At 70.8% G+C, this 17,949-nt stretch carries 17 protein-coding genes; 6 read left to right on the forward strand and 11 right to left on the reverse strand.

Annotated elements, in window-relative coordinates; translation table 11 throughout:
* Positions 1 to 89: 89 nt before the first annotated feature.
* Positions 90 to 1,268 carry an amidohydrolase family protein gene (locus tag ACH34Q_RS07590; protein ID WP_395982048.1) on the reverse strand — a complete coding sequence of 393 codons (1,179 nt, stop codon included), beginning with the start codon at positions 1,266 to 1,268 and terminating at the stop codon, positions 90 to 92.
* A 36-nt stretch (positions 1,269 to 1,304) separates the two neighbouring features.
* Positions 1,305 to 2,843, reverse strand: a complete 1,539-nt coding sequence (locus ACH34Q_RS07595) for an AMP-binding protein (protein WP_395982049.1) — start codon at positions 2,841 to 2,843, stop codon at positions 1,305 to 1,307.
* Positions 2,844 to 2,930: 87 nt separating this feature from the next.
* Between ACH34Q_RS07595 and ACH34Q_RS07600 the strand changes: the two genes are divergently transcribed.
* Genes ACH34Q_RS07600 through ACH34Q_RS07610 form a run of 3 tightly spaced genes read left to right on the forward strand, consistent with a single transcriptional unit; the run spans position 2,931 to position 5,392 of the window.
* The gene (locus ACH34Q_RS07600; RefSeq protein ID WP_395982050.1) at positions 2,931 to 3,911 is read left to right on the forward strand and encodes a 2Fe-2S iron-sulfur cluster-binding protein; all 981 of its coding nucleotides are present in this window, start codon (positions 2,931 to 2,933) and stop codon (positions 3,909 to 3,911) included.
* 43 nt (positions 3,912 to 3,954) lie between these two features.
* Complete coding sequence (locus tag ACH34Q_RS07605) at positions 3,955 to 4,674, forward strand: enoyl-CoA hydratase/isomerase family protein (protein WP_395982051.1); 720 nt, start codon at positions 3,955 to 3,957, stop codon at positions 4,672 to 4,674.
* Entirely contained in the window at positions 4,664 to 5,392 is a 729-nt protein-coding gene (locus tag ACH34Q_RS07610; protein WP_395982052.1) for an alpha/beta hydrolase fold domain-containing protein, read from the forward strand. The genes ACH34Q_RS07605 and ACH34Q_RS07610 overlap by 11 nt, the downstream gene beginning before the upstream one ends.
* Before the next feature lie 27 nt (positions 5,393 to 5,419).
* Here the strand turns inward: ACH34Q_RS07610 and ACH34Q_RS07615 are convergent, their stop codons facing one another.
* From ACH34Q_RS07615 to ACH34Q_RS07655, 9 genes are all read right to left on the reverse strand, one after another.
* Positions 5,420 to 6,199 carry an SDR family NAD(P)-dependent oxidoreductase gene (locus ACH34Q_RS07615; RefSeq protein WP_395982053.1) on the reverse strand — a complete coding sequence of 260 codons (780 nt, stop codon included), beginning with the start codon at positions 6,197 to 6,199 and terminating at the stop codon, positions 5,420 to 5,422.
* 65 nt (positions 6,200 to 6,264) lie between these two features.
* On the reverse strand, positions 6,265 to 7,569 hold the full coding sequence (locus ACH34Q_RS07620; protein ID WP_395982054.1) for an amidohydrolase family protein: 1,305 nt from the start codon (positions 7,567 to 7,569) through the stop codon (positions 6,265 to 6,267).
* A gap of 14 nt (positions 7,570 to 7,583) precedes the next feature.
* Complete coding sequence (locus ACH34Q_RS07625) at positions 7,584 to 7,937, reverse strand: hypothetical protein (RefSeq protein ID WP_395982055.1); 354 nt, start codon at positions 7,935 to 7,937, stop codon at positions 7,584 to 7,586.
* Positions 7,934 to 8,641, reverse strand: coding sequence for an ABC transporter ATP-binding protein (locus ACH34Q_RS07630; RefSeq protein ID WP_395982056.1), 708 nt, complete (start codon positions 8,639 to 8,641; stop codon positions 7,934 to 7,936). The genes ACH34Q_RS07625 and ACH34Q_RS07630 overlap by 4 nt, the downstream gene beginning before the upstream one ends.
* Positions 8,642 to 8,714: 73 nt before the next feature.
* Positions 8,715 to 9,413, reverse strand: a complete 699-nt coding sequence (locus ACH34Q_RS07635; protein WP_395982057.1) for an ABC transporter ATP-binding protein — start codon at positions 9,411 to 9,413, stop codon at positions 8,715 to 8,717.
* The gene (locus ACH34Q_RS07640) at positions 9,394 to 11,448 is read right to left on the reverse strand and encodes an inner-membrane translocator (protein ID WP_395982058.1); all 2,055 of its coding nucleotides are present in this window, start codon (positions 11,446 to 11,448) and stop codon (positions 9,394 to 9,396) included. The genes ACH34Q_RS07635 and ACH34Q_RS07640 overlap by 20 nt, the downstream gene beginning before the upstream one ends.
* Before the next feature lie 3 nt (positions 11,449 to 11,451).
* Entirely contained in the window at positions 11,452 to 12,810 is a 1,359-nt protein-coding gene (locus tag ACH34Q_RS07645; protein ID WP_395982059.1) for an ABC transporter substrate-binding protein, read from the reverse strand.
* A gap of 35 nt (positions 12,811 to 12,845) precedes the next feature.
* Positions 12,846 to 14,051: a CaiB/BaiF CoA transferase family protein gene (locus ACH34Q_RS07650; RefSeq protein WP_395982060.1), complete on the reverse strand. Its 1,206-nt coding sequence runs from the start codon at positions 14,049 to 14,051 to the stop codon at positions 12,846 to 12,848.
* Positions 14,048 to 15,484 carry an aldehyde dehydrogenase family protein gene (locus tag ACH34Q_RS07655; protein WP_395982061.1) on the reverse strand — a complete coding sequence of 479 codons (1,437 nt, stop codon included), beginning with the start codon at positions 15,482 to 15,484 and terminating at the stop codon, positions 14,048 to 14,050. Before ACH34Q_RS07655 ends, ACH34Q_RS07650 begins: the two co-directional genes overlap by 4 nt.
* A 252-nt stretch (positions 15,485 to 15,736) precedes the next feature.
* Between ACH34Q_RS07655 and ACH34Q_RS07660 the strand changes: the two genes are divergently transcribed.
* From ACH34Q_RS07660 to ACH34Q_RS07670, 3 genes are read left to right on the forward strand one after another with little or no spacing between them, the layout of a single operon-like run.
* The gene (locus ACH34Q_RS07660; protein WP_395982062.1) at positions 15,737 to 16,543 is read left to right on the forward strand and encodes a TauD/TfdA dioxygenase family protein; all 807 of its coding nucleotides are present in this window, start codon (positions 15,737 to 15,739) and stop codon (positions 16,541 to 16,543) included.
* Positions 16,540 to 17,244, forward strand: a complete 705-nt coding sequence (locus ACH34Q_RS07665) for an SDR family NAD(P)-dependent oxidoreductase (RefSeq protein WP_395982063.1) — start codon at positions 16,540 to 16,542, stop codon at positions 17,242 to 17,244. The genes ACH34Q_RS07660 and ACH34Q_RS07665 overlap by 4 nt, the downstream gene beginning before the upstream one ends.
* Entirely contained in the window at positions 17,241 to 17,768 is a 528-nt protein-coding gene (locus ACH34Q_RS07670) for a carboxymuconolactone decarboxylase family protein (RefSeq protein ID WP_395982064.1), read from the forward strand. Before ACH34Q_RS07665 ends, ACH34Q_RS07670 begins: the two co-directional genes overlap by 4 nt.
* Positions 17,769 to 17,949: the final 181 nt, after the last annotated feature.

A 17,949-nucleotide genomic window follows, 5' to 3' on the forward strand; every position in this document is an offset into this window, starting at 1 on the left:
GCCCTGCCGGCTGAGAGCCGACTTCAGGTCGATGACCGGCACTCCGGGCGGGACCGCGCTCAGCACCATCCTGGGGATGGACTCCCAGGTCATACCGACATGAGGCGGGCCAGATTGCCACCCATGATCTTGGCCTGGTCGGCCAGGCTCAGCGTGCCCAGCGCGTCGACGTAGGAGACCGGGTCGGCCAGCCCCTCGGGGTGCGGGTAGTCCGAGCCGAACAGCACCCGGTCGACGCCGATGAGGTCGGAGAGCTCGGCCATGTCCTCCTCCCAGAACGGGCTGACGTGCAGGGTGCGCTTGACCGCCTCGACCGGGTCCTCGCCGAACGCCTCCGGTGCCTTCTTGTACACGTCGGCCAGCTCGGTGAGCAGCGGCTGGACCCAGGTGGAGCCGTTCTCGATGACGGCGACCTTCAGTTCGGGGAACCGGGTCAGCAGGCCGTGGCAGACCATCGACCCCACCGCGTCGGTGACCGGCCGCCACTGGCCCAGCATCCGGAAGGCGTTGGTCTTGAACGGCAGCATCTCCGCGCCGCTGCCCTCCCAGTCGTTGGTGTACCGGCTGTAGCCGCTGTCGGAGGAGTGCATCCCGACCACGACGCCCTCGTCCACCACCCGCTTCCAGAACGGGTCGAACTCCGGCAGCGCGAACGAGCGCGGGCCCCGGTACCCGGGGACCGGCGCGGGCCGGACCAGGATCGTCTTCGCGCCGCGCTCCAGGCACCAGTCGAGCTCGGCGATCGCCTTGTCGACCACGGGAAGGCTGATGACCGGGGTGGTGAAGATGCGGTCCTTGTAGTTGAAGGACCACTCCTCGTGCAGCCACTGGTTGAGCGCGTGCACGACCACGTGGATGAGGTCCGGGTCGTCCCGCATCCGCTCCTCGATCAGGCTGGCCAGCGTCGGGAACATCAGCGCCCGCTGGATCCCCAGCTCGTCCATCAGCTCCAGCCGCGGCCCCGGCTCGCGGAAGGCGGGGATCGAGCGCATCGGCTCGCCGAAGATCTCCCGCCTGCTCTTGCCCTCGGGGTTACCCTCCCGGAAGTAGTCCTCCATCGCCCCGGGACGGGCGACCACGTCGAAGGTCGGGTTGGGGATGTACTCGCTGATCTGCCCCCGGATCGCGATCTTCGTACGGCCGCGCACCTGCACGTACTGGACCACGTTCTCGTAGCCCTTGGGCAGGTGCCTGGTCAGCGCGTCCTCGGTCTCGTACAGGTGGTTGTCCGCGTCGAAGAGCGGATAGGGCAGCTCGCGTGACGGCATCGAGACTCTCCTTCGCTGTTTCTGAGAATACTATTCTCAAGTTTGCTGTGCTGCAATATCACGTCGGAGAACGAACTTCTGAACCTTGCCGCTCGCGGTGCGCGGGAAGTCGTCCACGGCGGACAGCTCCTCGGGCCACTTCTGCCGGGCCAGGCCCGCCCGTTCCAGGTGGGTCCGCATCGCCTCGATGCCGGGCGCGGGATCGCCGGGCCGCATCCGCACGAACGCCGCCGCGTGCTCGCCGAGCCGCACGTCGGGGGCGGCCACCACGGCGGCCTCCGCGACGCCCGGCATCGCCAGCAGCGCCTCCTCGACCTCCAGCGCGCTGATGTTCTCGCCGCCGCGGATGATGACGTCGGCCTTGCGGTCGGTGATCGTGAGGTAGCCGTCCCCGTCGACCTCGCCGATGTCGCCCGTGCGGTACCAGCCGTCGCCGTCGAAGGCCGCCCCGGTCAGGTCCGGATCGGTGTACCCCAGGCACAGGTCCGGGCCCCGGCTGAGGATCTCGCCGTCGCCGGCCAGCCGGAACTCCACGCCGGGCAGGGCGTCCCCGTCGGTGTAGAGCCGCTTGGCCTCGGGCGCGGTGTACATGGAGCCGGTGATGGACGGGTGCTCGGTGCTGCCGTACGAGCGGAACACCGTGATGCCCAGCTCCGCGAGCCGGGTGGTGACCGCCACCGGCACGGCCGCCCCGCCGAGGCCCGCGTACTTCATGTAGCGCAGGTGCGCCGGCGTGAAGTCGGGATGGTCGAGCAGGCTCGTCATGAAGTACGCGGCGCCGCCGCCCACCGTGAGCCCGTCGCTCATCATCAGTCCCAGCGCCTTTCCCGGGTCCCACACGTCGGCCAGGTGCACCGGCGCCCCGTCCAGCACGGGGATCAGGAAGGCGTTCACCATGCCGATGAAGTGCCCCACCGGAGCGGCGGTGAGCTGCCGGTCCCGGTCGGGCGGGTAGAGCCCGGCGAGCTGGCGCGTCTCGTAGCCGAGCGTCTGGTGGCTGTGCACGACGCCCTTGGGATCGCGCGTCGTCCCCGAGGTGAACGCGATCAGGGCCGGGCCCGCCGGGTCCGCCGCGATGGTCCCGGGCAGCGGATCGTCGCCGAGGAGGTCGTCGAAGTCCCGTCCCACCACGCCGACGATGGGCACGCCCGCGCACAGGCCGGGCTCGTACTCCATCCGCCCGAACCGCTCGGCCGTGACGAAGACCTTGGGCTCGACCGACTCCAGGATGTAGCCGACCTCCTTGCGCCCGTAGAAGTGGACGATCGGCACCACGGTCGCGCCGAGGAACGCCGACGCCCAGAAGACCGCGGCGGCCTCCATCCAGTTGGGCAGCTGGAACGCGACCGCGTCACCGGGACCGACGCCTCGCGCGCGCAGTCCTTCGGCCAGCCGGCGCGCCACCAGTTCGACGTCGCCGAACGTCCCCGTCCACGGCCGCACGGCCGAGTGCACGCGGAACTCGGTCCCGGGTGCCGCCTGGAGCCCGCGCGCCAGCAGGTCCCCGAGCGTGTCCCGGGTCCACCAGCCCTCCGCCTCGTACCGCTTCGCCAGCTCGGCCGGGATCGTCCGCATCGCGACAGCTCCTCTCTCACGTCTCTCACGTCGGGAATCGCGCGTCGAGAATTGCACTCTCTCAGAGTGAGAAGCTAGATTCCATACATGGCGCGAGACCACGGCTTCCATCCGGTCCGGATCACGCGGATCGTCCAAGAGACGGCTGACACGCGCACGTACGTGCTCGACGCGCCGTTCCCCTACCAGGCCGGGCAGTTCCTGACGTACAAGGCCTGCGGCACTCTGCGCAGCTACTCGATGTCGAGCTCCCCGGACACCGACACCGAGCTGATGACGACGGTGAAGCGCGTCCCCGGCGGCCTGGTGTCGAACTGGATGCACGACCATCTGGAACCCGGCGACAGCGTCGAGACCACCCGTCCGGCCGGTGTCTTCTGCCTGCGCGAGACGTCCGCACCGCTGGTGGCGTTCTGCGGAGGCAGCGGCATCACGCCGGTCCTGTCCCTGGTCAAGAGCGCGCTGGCCACCACCAGGCGGCGGGTCCGGCTGCTGGTGGCCAACCGGGACGCCGACTCGATCATCTTCAGGACGACGCTGGCCGAGCTGGCCGCCCGCTACCCGGACGACCTCGAGGTCCACCACCATCTGGACGTCCTCAACGGCTACGTCACCGACGTCCAGGTACGCAACTTCGTCAACGTCGACCGGAACGCCGACTTCTACGTCTGCGGGCCCGCGCCGTTCATGGAGCTGACCGAGCGCGCCCTCCTCGCGCACGGCGCCGATGCCGGGCAGATCTTCATCGAGCGCTTCGCGACCGGGGAGGGCGAGCCCGCGGGCGAGGAGCGGGACGGCACGGTCAGCATCGTCCTGGCCGGCAGGAAGCAGACGGTCCCCCAGCATGCCGGCGAGACCTTCCTGGAGAGCGCGCGCCGGGCGGGCCTGGCACCGCCCTTCTCCTGCGAGGCGGGGAACTGCGCCACGTGCATCGCCCAGGTGACCGAGGGCGAGGCCAAGATGCGCGTCAACAACGCGCTGGACGATGAGGAGATCGCCGACGGCTGGGTCCTCACCTGCCAGGGCGAGCCGATGACCGAGCACGTCACGGTCGTCTACGACGACTGACCGCGAACGCCCAGAACATCACTACCGCCTATGGAGAAGCCACATGGTAGATCTTGAGCTGGACGGCGGGCTGGCGGTCGTCACCATCGACCGCCCGCACGCCCGCAACGCCATCGCGCCGGCCACCATGGACGAGCTGGACAAGGCGCTCGACGCGGCGGCGGGCGCGCAGGCCCTGGTCATCCGGGGTGCGGGCGACCGGGTGTTCGTCTCGGGCGGCGACCTGAAGGAACTGGCCGCGATCCGTACCGAGGACGAGGCGACGGCGATGGCCCTGCGGATGCGGGGCATCTGCGACCGGCTCGCCGGCTTTCCCGTCCCCGTGATCGCCGCGCTGAACGGGCACGCCCTGGGCGGCGGGGCCGAGGTCGCGGTGGCCGCCGACATCCGGGTGGCCGCCGACGACATCAGGATCGGCTTCACCCAGTCCACCCTGGCGATCATGCCCGCCTGGGGCGGCGCCGAACGGCTCGCGGCGCTGGTCGGCCGGGGCCGGGCCCTGCTGCTCGAGGGCACCGGCACCCTGCTGGACGCCGCCGAGGCCGAGCGCGCCGGGCTGGTGGACCGGGTGCTGCCGCGGGCCTCGTTCGAGGACGGCTGGCGCGCCCTGGCCAGGTCGCTCGCCAACGGCCCGGCTCGAGAGATCAAGAAGGTCACCGCGGGAGGCGTGCCCGCGGACGAGGCGGCGCGCGCCTTCGCCCGCCTGTGGGTGGCCGACGAGCACTGGCAGGCAGTGGAGAGGACGGTGCGCCGTGGCAAGTGAGCTCCGGGTGGAGGAGAGCCCGGTGGGGCCGGTCATCCGCCCGCCCGATCCGGCGGAGACGGTCATCCTGTACGTGCACGGCGACCGGGACCTCTCGGGCGACCCGGAACCGGCACTCGATCACGCCGGCCGTCTTGCCGCACGGACGCGGGCGACCGTCGTCTGCACCCGTTACCGCCCCGCCTTCCCCGCCTCGCTCGACGACGTCCAGGCCGCGTACGACTACGGCCAGGCCTCGGGTCCGGTGGTGGTGGCGGGCGGGCGGCTCGGGGCGGGACTCGCGGCCTCGCTGCTGGTCCGGCTGCGCGACTCGGGTGCCGCACCGCCCCGCTGCGCGGTCCTGATCTCGGCGCTGCTCGACCTGACCATGGAGTCGCAGAGCCTGCTGCTCAACGCGCGCGCCGATCCCACGTTCGACGTCGCGGGCCTCCGACGGCAGGTCGCGCGCTATGCCGGGGGCACGGCGCCGACCGACCCGCTGCTCAGCCCGCTCTATGCCAACCTGCACGGCCTGCCGCCGATCCAGCTGCTCACGGCGGGCACCGACCCCCTGCTGGACGACTCGCTGACGTTCGCCGCCCGCGCGGCACGGTCCGGGGTCACGGTGGACCTGCGCGTACGGCCGGACCACGCCGGCCTGCGCGGCGAGGCCATCACGGCCATGGCCTCGTTCATGGCGACGTGGAGCCCGGCGGAACGGACGGTCCGTCCGGCGTGATCGCGGAACGGCCGCCGCGGCCTCGGGTCAGACGGCGGCCCAGCCGTTGTCGACCGGGAGGATGGCGCCGTTGATGTTGGCGGCGGCGTCGGAGGCGAGGAAGACGATGGCCGAGGCCTGCTGCTCGGCGGTGGAGACCTGGCCGAAGTTGCCCATGTAGGACGCGAGGACGGCCGGTCCATGGGCGTCCGGGGCCGGGGCGTACTCGATGTTGGTCATGGTGGCGCCGGGCGCGATGGCGTTGGTACGGATGCCCTGGCCCCGGTACATCACGGCCAGCGACTTGGTGAGGCCGACGACGCCGTGCTTGGAGGCGGTGTAGGCGGCCCCGGCGGCGCTGCCGCGCAGGGACGCCTCCGAGGCGGTGAAGACGATCGAGCCCTTGCCCGCGGCGAGCATGTGCGGCAGGGCGGCGCGGGCCAGCAGGAACGGCGCGGTGAGGTTGATCCGCAGCAGCCGTTCCCAGACGGCGTCGGTGACGTCGGCGGCGGCCGACATGTCGTCCATGATCCCGGCATTGTTGACCAGGACGTCGAGGCCGCCGAACTCCTCGACGGCGGTGGCGACGACCTGGTCGACGATCCGCTGCTCGCTCAGGTCCCCGACGACCGCGTGGGCCGGCGTGCCCTTCGCGCGGATCTCCGCCACGGCCTCGGCCGCGCCGCCGGGGTTGATGTCGGCGACCAGGACCTTGGCGCCGTGCTCGGCGAACCGCAGGGCGGCGGCACGGCCGATGCCCGATCCCGCCCCCGTCACGATGACGCTCTTGCCGGTGAGATCGCTGGTGGGACCGCTGGTGGTGTTCATGATCCAATCGTGCACCACCAGCGGCCGTCACCGTGGCGCGGGCCCCGAGCCGGGAGAGTCGGGGGTCAGGGACGGGACGCGGCCGCCGCTGTCGCCGCGCGGGCCCGCTGGCGGAACGCCTCCAGCTTCTCCGAGGGATCGATGATCCGGTTGCTCCGCGACTGGATGGAGACGTCGTGGCCGGCGGCCGAGGCGCGCAGCGCCCCCACGGTCGCGTCCTCGGGACGGATGTGGGCGAACGGGTCGAAGGAGTACCAGCGCATGGCGTTCTCGTAGGTCATCTTGTTGATGTCCTCGTCGGGCACCGCGCAGTTCTCCATCACCTCGCTGAGCTCCTCGGGTGCCCCCGGCCACATCGAGTCGCTGTGGGGGTAGTCGGCCTCCCAGCAGATGTTGTCGATGCCGATGTCGTGCCGCAGCTTCACGCCCAGCGGGTCGCTGATGAAGCAGGTCAGGAAGTGCTCGCGGAACACCTCCGACGGCAGCCGCCCGCCGAAGTCCTGCATCGTCCAGGTCGAGTGCATCTCGAACGTCCGGTCCACCCGCTCCAGGAAGTACGGGATCCAGCCGGTCCCGCCCTCCGACAGCCCGATCTTGATCGTCGGGAACTCCTTGATCACCCGCGACCACAGCAGGTCGGCGGCGGCCGAGACGATGTTCATCGGCTGCAGGGTGATCATCACGTCGGGCGGCGAGTCCACGGCCGGGATCGTCAGCCGTCCGGAGGAACCGATGTGCACGTTGAGCACGGTGCCGGTGTCGCACAGCGCCTTCCACAGCGGGTCCCAGTAGTCGCTGTGGAAGCTCGGGTAGCCCAGTGCGGCCGGGTTCTCGGTGAACGTCAGCGAACGGCAGCCCTTCTCCGCCACCCGGCGCACCTCGGCCGCGGCCAACTCGGCGTCCCAGATCACCGGCAGCGCCATCGGAATGAAGCGGCCCGGGTAAGCGCCGCACCACTCATCGATGTGCCAGTCGTTGTACGCCCGCACCAGCGCCATCGAGAAATCAGAGTCCTCGGTCGCGAACAGCCGCGCCGCGAAACCCGGAAACGACGGGAAGTTCATCGAGGCCAGGATCCCGCCGGCGTTCATGTCCTTGACCCGCTCATGCACGTCGTAACAGCCCGGACGGATCTCGTCCAGCCCCTGCGGCTCCAGCCCGTACTCCTCCTTGGGCCGACCGGCGACGGCGTTCAGCGCGGAGTTGGTGATGGTGGTGCCGCGGAACGTCCAGACGTCGGTCCCGTCGTCGCGGTGCTCCAGGCGCGGCGCGTCGTCGCGGTACTTGGCGGGGATGTGGTTGGCGAACATGTCGGGCGGCTCGATGATGTGGTCATCGACGCTGATCAGGATGTAGTCGTCCTTGCGCATGTGCGTGTCTCCGTTCAGTCGCCGCGCACGGCGGCGGGGATCGGCTGTTCCTCGGGAGCGGCCTCGACGGCCATGGTCAGCCGCGCGAGCCAGAAGCGGAGGACGTTGGCGAGCGCGTAGCGCAGGTACACGGCGCTGCCGACGACGCTCGCGCAGACTCCGGCGAATCCCAGCGCCTGCGCGTCGTTCTGGGCCAGCGGATCGGTGGTCGAGCGGGACAGGAAGAAGGCCGTCACCCCCGCCGCCACGCCCGCCGCCATGAGCAGGACACCGATCCGCAGCCACAGCCGGGCCCGGCCCGCCGCCGGATCGGGGATCCGCAGCTCGGCGATCTCGCGGACGAAGCGGTCCGCGCGTGTCTCCGTCATTTCACACTTCCCATGTACAGGGCCGACAGGTCGGCCGCCAGATCGTCACCGGGAACGTCGACGCGCTCGATCCGGCCGTTCACCATCACCGCTGCCCAGTCGCAAATGCCCAGGACCGTGCTCGCGAACTGCTCCACCACCAGCACGGCGACCCCGGTCCGCGCGATCTCGACGACCAGCGCGTACAGCTCGGCCACCACCAGCGGTGCCAGGCCCATGGACAGCTCGTCCATCAGCAGCACCGCCGGATCGACCGCCAGCCCGCGCGCCAGCGCGAGCATCTGCTGCTCGCCGCCGGACAGCGTCCCGGCGGTCTGCCGCTGCCGCCGGGCCAGCTTGGGGAACCGCGTGAACGCGATCTCCTCCACCCGGGCACGGTCCACGCCGGCGAACGTCATCATCCGGAGGTTCTCGCGTACGGTCAGGTTGGGGAACACGCCCCGGCCCTCGGGGATCAGGCACACCCCGCGCCTGGCCAGCTCGACCGGGTCGGTACCCGCCAGCGCGCGCCCGCCGACGCGGACCTCGCCGCCGGCGGCCGGATGCAGGCCCGCCGCGACGTTCAGCGTGGTCGTCTTACCGGCACCGTTCGGGCCGAGCAGGGCCACGATCTCGCCGGCCCCCACCGCCAGGTCGACCCCGGACAGCACGGTGATGCGGTCATAGGCCGCGGAGACATTCCGCAACTCCAGCAGGCTGGTCATGCTGCCTCCTTGTGGGGGGGCGACCCCCCACACCCCCCGGCAAGAACAGCGCTCATGAACTCGCTTCGCTCCTTCATGCCGCCCCCAAATAAGCGGTCAGTACGGCGGCGTCGGCGCGGATGCCGTCGGGCGGGCCGCTGGCGATGACCTTGCCCAGGTCGAGCACGTGCACGATGTCGCAGGCCTCCATCACCAGGCGCATGTCGTGCTCGACCAGGACCACCGCCAGTCCCTCGGCGGCCAGCTCGCGCAGCAGCAGCCCGAAGCGTTCGGTCTCCTCCTCGTCCTGTCCCGACGCGGGCTCGTCCAGCAGCAGCGCCTTGGGCCGTACGGCGAGCGCCCGGCCCAGCTCGACCAGGCGGGCCCGGCCGGTGGGCAGGTCGTCCGCGCGCAGGTCCGCCACGTCCTCCAGGCCGAGCCTGGCCAGGATCGGGCCGATGTCCGCGGCGCCGCGCTGGAACTCGGCGGCGACCCGCAGGTTGTCGCGTACCGACAGGTGACCGAAGATCTCCAGCCGCTGGAAGGTACGGCCGAGACCGCGGCGGGACCGCGCGGCCGGGCCCCGCCTGGTGATGTCGGCGCCGTCCAGCAGGACCCGCCCCGACCGGGGCCTGAGCAGTCCGGACACCACGTTGAACAGCGTGGTCTTGCCCGCGCCGTTGGGACCGATCAGGCCGGTGACGTGCCCCGCCTCGGCGGCGAGATCGACCTCGGAGAGGGCGACGTTGCCACCGAAGCGCACCGACACGGCGCTAACTTCGAGCAAGGCCATCGAGTACCTCCTTCCTGTCGGCGGGAATCCAGGGCCTGCGGATGCCGCGCCACTCCAGCGGGACGTCGGCGGCCGGCCGGGGACGCGCCCAGGTGCGCAGGGCGAGCGCCGGGACGAACGACCCGAACGCCAGCACCCAGCCGCTGATGAGTCCGGCCACGCAGAGCAGCCACAGCACCGTGATCAGCGCGGCCAGCGGCATCCAGTAGCGGCGGACCGGGTCCCAGTCGCGCCTGAGATGGGTCACGACCCCGTCCGGGTTGCCGCCCATGCCGATCCCGGCCAGTCCCGGCAGCAGCGCCGCGAGGTTGTGCGCGGCCGGGAAGACCGCGACCAGCAGCGGGAAGAACCCGGCCAGGTTGGCCCCGGCGAAGAAGCCGGTGCCGACGGCCGCCATCCCGCCGATCACCACCAGCAGGAAGATGGGCAGTCCGGCGACCAGGTTGAAGTGGTCGGGCGTGATCGAGCGCTGGTGCATGCCGTACAGCGCGCCGCCCAGCCCCGCGATCGCCGCGGCCAGCGCGAACACCACGACCTTGGTGACCAGCAGCCGCCCGCCCAGGGTCGCGCAGGCCGCCTCGCTGTCGCGCATGGCGATCAGCCTGCGGCCGAGCACGCCGCGCCTGATCACCACCACCAGCAGCGAGAGCAGGCCGAACGCGACCGCGGCGAAGACCATCTGGGCCCGGATCGAGCCGAACATCGGTGCCACCTCGGCCGACCCCTGGTTGAACAGCCAGGAGCCGGGCAGCGTGAAGATCCACCCGTCCAGCACCAGGGCGAAGGCCGCGGTCGCCAGCGCCAGGTAGATGCCCGACAGGCGCAGCGCGGGGATCGCGATCACCGCGCCGACCAGGCCCGAGACCAGCACCACCGCGACCAGTGCCAGCGGGTTGCCGGTCGCGCCCAGGTTCGCCCAGGTGACCGCGCCGATGCCGGCCAGGCTGAGCTGGCAGAGCGAGATCTGGCCCGAGAAGCCGGTCAGCACGACCAGGGACAGGCCGATCACGGCCAGCGGGAAGATCAGTCCATAGGTCACCATGTCCGGGTCGCTGAGCGTGGTCGCCAGGATCACCGCGAAGGCGGTCATGCAGGCGCCGAACACCAGCGTGCCCCTGATCGTCGGAACGGGCAGCGCCCGCATGATCCGCACGCTCCCGCGCAGCCGCGGGTTCGGGAAGACCAGCAGGACGATGAACAGCAGCAGCGCCGGCGCGGCGATCCGCAGTCCCGGCAGGTAGTCGTTCTGCGGGAGGTACCCGGTGAGGTAGCTCTCGGTGCAGCCGACCACGATCGCGCCCACGAACGCCATCGGCAGGCTGCGCAGCCGCCCGAAGATGGCGGCGGCGTACGCGCTGATGATGAGCAGCGACAGCAGCGAGGCGTCGAGGGTGACGCTGGGCGCGATGAGGATGCCGCCGAGCGCGGCCAGCACCGTGCCCAGCACCCACGCGGCCTTGGCGGCGACGGCCGGGTCGGCGCCGTTGAGCTTGGCGAGCGAGCGGTCGTCGACGGTCGCGCGCATCGCGATGCCGAGCCGCGAGCCGTACAGCAGGACGTACAGTCCCGCCGCGACGGCCGCGGCCACCACCAGCGTGACCACCTGGTGCCAGGTGACCACGGCCGGCCCGAGATGCAGGGCCGGCCGGTCGGCGAAGAACTTCGGGAGCGGGCGCGCGACGTTCGGATCCCAGATCCAGCGGGCGGTGGCGATCAGCCCTGACAGCAGGGCGACCGTCACCACCAGCCGCTCCACCTCCCCCATCCCCTGGACGGGACGCATGATGAACCGCTCGACGAACAGCCCGAACAGCGGGGCCAGGACGAGCAGCACCACGGCCAGGGCCACCGGCACCGGCAGGCCCCATCCGCCGGTCAGCTGCCAGTAGCAGAACGCGGCCATCATCCCCGCGGCGCCATGGGCGAAGTTGAAGATGCCCGTGGTCGTGTAGGTGAGCACCAGTCCGCTGCTGATGACGGCGTAGATGCCGCCCGTGCTGAGGCCGATGATCCCGAAGGCCAGGAAATTGTCCATCGGCTACTTCACATCGGCCATGGTCTTGCCCAGCATGGCCAGGGTGAGGGGCTTGCCGTAGTCACCGGCGTACTTGTGGACGGGGCCGCCGCAGCGGTACGTGCCGCTGTTGGGCTTGAAGTCCGGGACGGTCCAGCCCTTGGCCGTGGCCTGAACCGCGTTGAAGCACTTCAGGGGCGCGGTCGTCTTGGACAGGTCCACCGGGGCCTGCAGCCCGCCGGCCGTCCACTCGGTCGGCTTGACCGCGTTCTCGTACACGCACTTGCGGGTCAGCTCGGAGCAGTCCCTGGCCGACGTGGCGAACAGCACCCAGGCGGAGAAGGCGCGCAGCGTGGGTAGCGTGACCTCGGCGTCCGGGGCGTACTTGGCGTACAGGTCGACGACCTGCTTGGTCGCCGGGTTCTCGGCGGCCTTCTCCAGCGGGTGGATGCCGCTGAGGTCGGCGAAGGTGGCCTGCGCGGTGAGCGCGGGGCCGGCCAGCTTCAGGAACGCGGGGCCGTAGGCGTTGTTGTTGGCGTCGACCCAGTCGAGCTTGTAGTCGATGTCGGTCAGCACCTGCAGCAGCTTCGCGAGCTGCCGGTAGTCACCGAGGAAGACCAGGCCCTTGAGCTTCTTGTTCTTGATGTCCTGCGCGTACGGTGTCCAGTCGGCGACGCCGCGGGCCGGGTACAGGTCGGTGTAGGTGATCGTGCCGCCCATCGCGGCGAGCGTCTCCTTGGTCTGCTCGTTGATGACCTTGCTGACCGGCGAGTCTCCGGCGATCAGGCCGACGCTGGCGGCCGACGACGGGAACGCCTCCTTCATCAGCCAGCTGTAGAAGCCCGCGTAGACGTTGTGGCCGACCGAGGCTCCCTTGGAGACCACCTGCAGGTCCGACCCCAGGGCCTGGACCTGGCTGGTCTGCGCGGAGAACTCCGGAAGCAGGCAGCTCAGCCGGTCCTTGACGCCCATGGCGTCCAGGGCGGTGCCACCGCCGACGAGCGCGAAGTCCTTCTGGCAGGCCTCCAGCATCCGCTGGCGGACCTCCATCAGCTTGGTGTCGCGGACCTCCGGGACGAGCTTGCGCCCGTTGATGCCGCCCGAGTCGTTGCACCAGGCGCTGAACACCTTGGCCGCGTTCCCGAACTCGGGGTTCTTGGTGAAGCCCACGTCCGACAGGACGCCCAGCTTGATCTCGGTGCCGGTGACGCCCTGGCTCGTGGAGGCCTTGGGCGTACCGGTCTGGCAGACGTTCTTCAGCGTGCCGAAGTCCTTGAGGGTGACGGCCGCCGTGGAATCGCCCGGCGTGTCGCCGGAGCGGGCGCTGCATCCGGCCATCGCCAGGACGAGCATTCCGATGATCAAGGGTCTGACGGGTCTCAACGGTTCTCCTTGGAGTGGTCCCCGAACGGTGACGATCAGGTGACCGCGCCCGCCGCCTTCAGGGCGAGGATGCGGTCCCAGTCCAGACCGAGTTCCATCAGGATCTCCTCGGTCTGGGCGGCGAATTCGGGAGCTGGGCCAAGGCGGGGGGCGGTGACGTCGAACTGCACCGGGCTGGCGGCGAGGTCGAGCTCGCCCGCCCTGACCAGGTACTCGTTCGACCGGATCTGCGCGTCGTCGCCGACTTGCAGGGAGTCCTGGACCGGTGCCCACGGTCCGGCCAGGGTGGCGAAGCGTTCGGTCCATTCCGCGAGGGTGCGGCCGGCGAGGATCTCCCGCAGGAGCTCGACGGCCTCCGCGGTGTTGGCGGCGATCAGTTCGGCGGTGGCGAAGCGGGGGTCGGAGGCCAGCTCGGGACGGCCGATGTGGTGGCACACGTCCGCCCAGAACCGGCCCGGCTGGAGCATGACGAAGGCGAGGTAGCGGCCGTCGGCCGTGGCGTACAGGCCGGACAGCGGGTTGGTCGGGGAGCCGTGCGAGCCGGTCGGCGGCGCCGCCAGCGGCTCGCCGAGATGCAGGGACAGCCCGATCCCGTGGCCCATGGCCCACACGCCGCTGCCGAGCAGGGAGACGTCCACGACCGGTGCCTCGCCCGTACGCTCGCGCTGGAACAGCGCCGCGGCGATGCCCCCGGCCAGGTTGGTACCGGAGATGGTGTCGCCGTAGGCGGGCGAGGGCGGGCTGATCATTCCCTCCACGCCGGACGGGGTGAGGCTGGCCGCGGTGGCGGCCCGCGCCCAGAAGGCCGTCATGTCGTAGCCGCCCTTCTCGGCCTCCGCGCCGCGCGGGCCGAGCGCGCTGCCCCGCGCGTAGACGATGCGCGGGTTCACCGCGCGGATGTCGTCCACGTCGATCCCCAGCTTGCGCCGGGACGCGGGCAGGAAGCTGGTCAGGAACACGTCCGACCTGCCGACCAGGTCGTGCAGCACCTCCTTGCCCTCGGGCGTGGCCATGTTCAGGCCGATGCTGCGCTTGCCGCGGTTGGCGTGCTCGATGTTGGGGTTCGGGTCGCCCTCGACGCGCATGGTGCCGGTCTGCCGGAGCCCGCGCTGCGGATCGCCGGTGACGGCGTGCTCGACCTTGACCACGTCCGCGCCCCAGTCGGAGAGCACGGCCCCCGCCGACGGGACGAAGCCGTACATGGCGACCTCGACGACGCGGACGCCCTCCAGCGGGCTCATCCGACGACCGTCGCGAACGTCTTGGTCTCCATGAACTCCTCGAGCCCGGAGACGCCCATCTCGCGGCCCAGGCCCGACTGCTTGTAGCCCCCGAAGGGGGTGTCGGGCGAGAAGTAGTTGCCGCCGTTGATGCTGAACGTCCCGGTGCGGATCCGGCGCGCCACCGCGATGGCGCGATCCTGGTCGGCGCTGTGCACGGCGCCGGACAGCCCGAAGATCGAGTCGTTGGCGATCCGTACCGCGTCGTCGTCGCCGTCGTACGGAATGACCACGAGCACCGGGCCGAAGACCTCCTCCTGCGCGATCTCGCCGGCCGGATCGACGCCGGCGAGCAGGGTCGGCGTGTAGAAGAAGCCCGGGTCCACCCGCTCGCCGCCGGTCACCAGCGTGGCGCCCGCCTTGACGGCGCGCTGGACCATGCCGTCCACCTTGTCGCGCTGCCGCTCGCTGATCAGCGGTCCCATGTAGTTCTTGGGATCGCCCGGGTCGCCGTAGGTCACCCGGCCGAGGTTGGCCGCGACCTGCTCGACGATCGCGTCGTGGTGCTCCCGGGGCACCAGCAGCCGGGACGTGAGCGCGCAGCCCTGCCCCGCGTGCGCGCAGATGGTGAACGCGGCGAACAGGGAGGCGCCGGCGAAGTCGGCGTCGTCGAGGACGACCATGGCGGACTTGCCGCCGAGCTCCAGGAAGACCCGCTTCACCGTGGCCGCCGCGGCCGCCATGATCAGGCGGCCGGTGGCGGTGGAGCCGGTGAACGTGATCATGTCCACGTCCCGGTGGGTGGTGAGCAGCTCGCCCACCGCCGAGTCCGACGAGGTCAGGATGTTGACCACGCCGGGCGGGATGTCGGTGTGCGCGGCGATCAGCTCGCCCAGGGCCAGCGTGGTCAGCGGCGTGTCGGGCGCGCCCTTGAGCACCACCGTGCAGCCGGCGGCCAGCGCGGGCGCCAGCTTGGCCAGCGCGAGCTGGTTCGGGTAGTTGTACGCGATGATCGCGGCGACGACCCCGGCGGCCTCCTTCTCCACCCAGCGGTGGTGCCGCTGGCCCCGGATCTCGACCTCACCGAGGTCCTGGGTGAGCGGGTGGGTCTTGAGCAGGTCCGCGTAGTAGCGGACCATCCCGATGGGCTGCTCCAGCTGGGCGCCGTGGGTGAGCATGCGCGGCGCGCCGACCTCGGCGATGGTGAGGTCGCGCAGCTCCTCGGTGTGGTCGATCAGCGCCTGGTGGAGCTGGTCGAGGCACCGGATCCGCAGCTGCGTGTCGGTCGCCCAGTCCGTGGTGTCGAAGGCGCGGCGCGCGGCCGCGACGGCGGCCTCGGCGTCGTCGGTCGTCGCGTCCGGTGCCTGGCCGAGCACCTCGCCGGTCGCGGGATTGAGCGTGGGGAACGTCCGTCCGGCCTCGGTGAGCCGTCCGTCGATGAGAAGCCGCTTCACGGCCGTACCGCCCGTCCGCCGTCGATACCCGGTGCGGCGCCGGTGGCGACCGCCACCCTGTCCAGAAATCGCATCCTGCCTCCTCGATGGCTGGAAACTACATTCTCGCCATGAGCAAATCAAGCATTCGCAAGAGAGAACGGGCTTTAGGTCCAATGGAGCGGTCCATCCGGCCAGCAAGATCAGCTACGGGGACTTCCGCATGTTCCAGCGATGAGAGTAGGATTCTCCTACTTCGGAAGGGAGATTTCCATGATCGAGACGACGGCGCTGAGCCCGCACCTGGGCGTGGCCGTGACGGGTGTCGAGGACCCGCTTGACGACACGCTGATCAACCGCTGCATGGAGGCGCTGAAGTGGCGCGGCGTGCTGCTCGTCCGCGGGCTGCACCTGGACGACGACGCGCAGCTGGCGTTCAGCCGCAAGGTGGGCGAGGTCGTGAAGCTGGGCGGCCAGGAGATCTTCACCATCACCCTCGATCCGGCCAAGAACCCGGCGGCCGAGTACCTCAAGGGCACCTTCAACTGGCACATCGACGGCACCACCGAGAGGGTGCCGAGCAAGGCGACCACCCTCACGGCCCGGCACATCGCCATGGTCGGCGGCGGGACCCAGTTCGCCAGCACCTACGCGGCCTACGAGAACCTGGCCGGGAAGGAGCGGGAGCGCTACGACGGCCTGCGCGTCGTGCACAGCCTCGAGGCCGCGCAGCGCAAGGTGAAGCCGGACCCCACCGAGAAGGAGCTGGCGGCCTGGCGGACGGTTCCCACCCAGGAGACGTCGCTGGTCTGGAAGCGCCGCGACGGCCGCCGCTCGCTGGTGATCGGCGCGACGGCCGACCACATCGTCGGGATGGAGCCCGGCGAGAGCGCCGCCCTCCTGGACGAGCTGCTCGACTGGTCCACCCAGGAGCGCTTCCGCTACACCCATGACTGGGAGGTCGGCGACCTGGTGATGTGGGACAACACGGGCATGCTGCACCGGGCGCTCCCCTATGACGCCTCCTCCGAGCGGACGCTGCAGCGGACCACGGTCTTCGGCGACGAGGCCCTCGTATGAAGACGGCCGTCGTCACCGGCGGCGGCTCGGGAATCGGCCTGGCCATCGCCGAGCGGCTGAGCGCCGACGGCCACCACGTCGCCACCCTCGACCTGAAACCCGCCGGCCCGGGCTTCGCCCAGGCGGCCGACGTGACCGACCGGGCCCAGGTGGACCTGGCGCTGGCCGCCGTCAGGGAGAGGCACGGCCCGATCGCCATCCTGGTCAACGCGGCCGGCATGGACGGGTTCAAGCGCTTCACCCGGCTGGAGTTCGCGGACTGGCAGCGGGTGATCGACGTCAACCTGAACGGCGTCTTCCACTGCGTCCAGGCCGTGCTCCCCGACATGCTGGAGGCGGGCTGGGGACGGATCGTCAACATCTCCTCCTCCAGCGCGCAGTCGGGCCAGCAGCTCATGGCGCACTACGTGGCGGCCAAGTCGGCGGTGAACGGGCTGACCAAGGCCCTGGCCCTGGAGTTCGGCCCGGCCGGCATCACCGTCAACGCCGTGCCGCCCGGCTTCATCGACACCCCGATGCTGCGCCGGGCCGAGGAGCGCGAACGGCTCGGCGGGACGGTCGAGGACCACATCCAGCGGACGCCGGTCCGCCGGGTCGGCCGGCCCGAGGACATCGCCGCCGCCTGCTCCTTCCTGGTCTCGGAGGAGGCGGGCTACATCACGGGCCAGATCCTGGGCGTGAACGGGGGACGGAACACGTGACCCGCATCCCCCCGCTTCCCCGTGACGAGTGGGACACCGAAGCGCTGGCGCCCATCGCGCCCGGACGCCGGCTGCCTCCGTCCAACGTGCTGGGGCTGCTCGCACGGCATCCCGCGCTGGCGAGGGCGTTCCTGACGTTCAACGCGCACCTGCTGGGCGCGTCGACGCTGCCGGTACGGACCCGCGAGCTGGCCATCCTGCGGGTGGCCTGGCGCCGGCGCTGCCGGTACGAGTGGGCCCAGCACGTACTGATCGCCAAGCGCGCCGGCGTCACCGACGAGGAGATCGCCGGGGTCCGTACGGGAGCCGCGACACCGATCACCACCGCGGTGGACGAGCTGGAGGAGGGCTCGAACCTCTCGGACGCGACGTACCGGGCGCTGGCCGCCGACCTGGACGACCACCAGCTCATGGACCTGGTCTTCACGGTCGGTACGTACGGCCTGCTGGCGATGGCCTTCAACACCTTCGAGGTGGAGCTCGATCCCGGCCTGTCCGACGAGGGCTTCGACGGCTCGGGCTGACGTCCCCTGAACGCGCCGCGCGTTTCGCGTCGGCGCTCACTGCGCCTTGATGCGGTCCTTCATCCCTTCGAGTTGCATGAGGATGGGGTAGCCGGTGACGCTGAGGGCGTTGCCGTGTCCGGTCTGGTGGATGTCGAAGACCGATTGGATGGCGGCGTAGAAGCCTTGGACGTCGAGGGTC

Source organism: Actinomadura sp. 9N407 (assembly GCF_044326315.1).
In the GTDB taxonomy this organism is placed as follows: Bacteria; Actinomycetota; Actinomycetes; order Streptosporangiales; family Streptosporangiaceae; genus Spirillospora.

What these genes read in the sequence shown, in the direction of transcription:
- ACH34Q_RS07590 (WP_395982048.1), bottom strand. Translation starts at nt 1,268, where the DNA reads ATGCCGTCACGCGAGCTGCCCTATCCGCTCTTCGACGCGGACAACCAC.
- ACH34Q_RS07595 (WP_395982049.1), bottom strand. Translation starts at nt 2,843, where the DNA reads ATGCGGACGATCCCGGCCGAGCTGGCGAAGCGGTACGAGGCGGAGGGC.
- ACH34Q_RS07600 (WP_395982050.1), top strand. Translation starts at nt 2,931, where the DNA reads ATGGCGCGAGACCACGGCTTCCATCCGGTCCGGATCACGCGGATCGTC.
- ACH34Q_RS07605 (WP_395982051.1), top strand. Translation starts at nt 3,955, where the DNA reads ATGGTAGATCTTGAGCTGGACGGCGGGCTGGCGGTCGTCACCATCGAC.
- ACH34Q_RS07615 (WP_395982053.1), bottom strand. Translation starts at nt 6,199, where the DNA reads ATGAACACCACCAGCGGTCCCACCAGCGATCTCACCGGCAAGAGCGTC.
- ACH34Q_RS07620 (WP_395982054.1), bottom strand. Translation starts at nt 7,569, where the DNA reads ATGCGCAAGGACGACTACATCCTGATCAGCGTCGATGACCACATCATC.
- ACH34Q_RS07625 (WP_395982055.1), bottom strand. Translation starts at nt 7,937, where the DNA reads ATGACGGAGACACGCGCGGACCGCTTCGTCCGCGAGATCGCCGAGCTG.
- ACH34Q_RS07630 (WP_395982056.1), bottom strand. Translation starts at nt 8,641, where the DNA reads ATGACCAGCCTGCTGGAGTTGCGGAATGTCTCCGCGGCCTATGACCGC.
- ACH34Q_RS07635 (WP_395982057.1), bottom strand. Translation starts at nt 9,413, where the DNA reads ATGGCCTTGCTCGAAGTTAGCGCCGTGTCGGTGCGCTTCGGTGGCAAC.
- ACH34Q_RS07640 (WP_395982058.1), bottom strand. Translation starts at nt 11,448, where the DNA reads ATGGACAATTTCCTGGCCTTCGGGATCATCGGCCTCAGCACGGGCGGC.
- ACH34Q_RS07650 (WP_395982060.1), bottom strand. Translation starts at nt 14,051, where the DNA reads ATGAGCCCGCTGGAGGGCGTCCGCGTCGTCGAGGTCGCCATGTACGGC.
- ACH34Q_RS07660 (WP_395982062.1), top strand. Translation starts at nt 15,737, where the DNA reads ATGATCGAGACGACGGCGCTGAGCCCGCACCTGGGCGTGGCCGTGACG.
- ACH34Q_RS07665 (WP_395982063.1), top strand. Translation starts at nt 16,540, where the DNA reads ATGAAGACGGCCGTCGTCACCGGCGGCGGCTCGGGAATCGGCCTGGCC.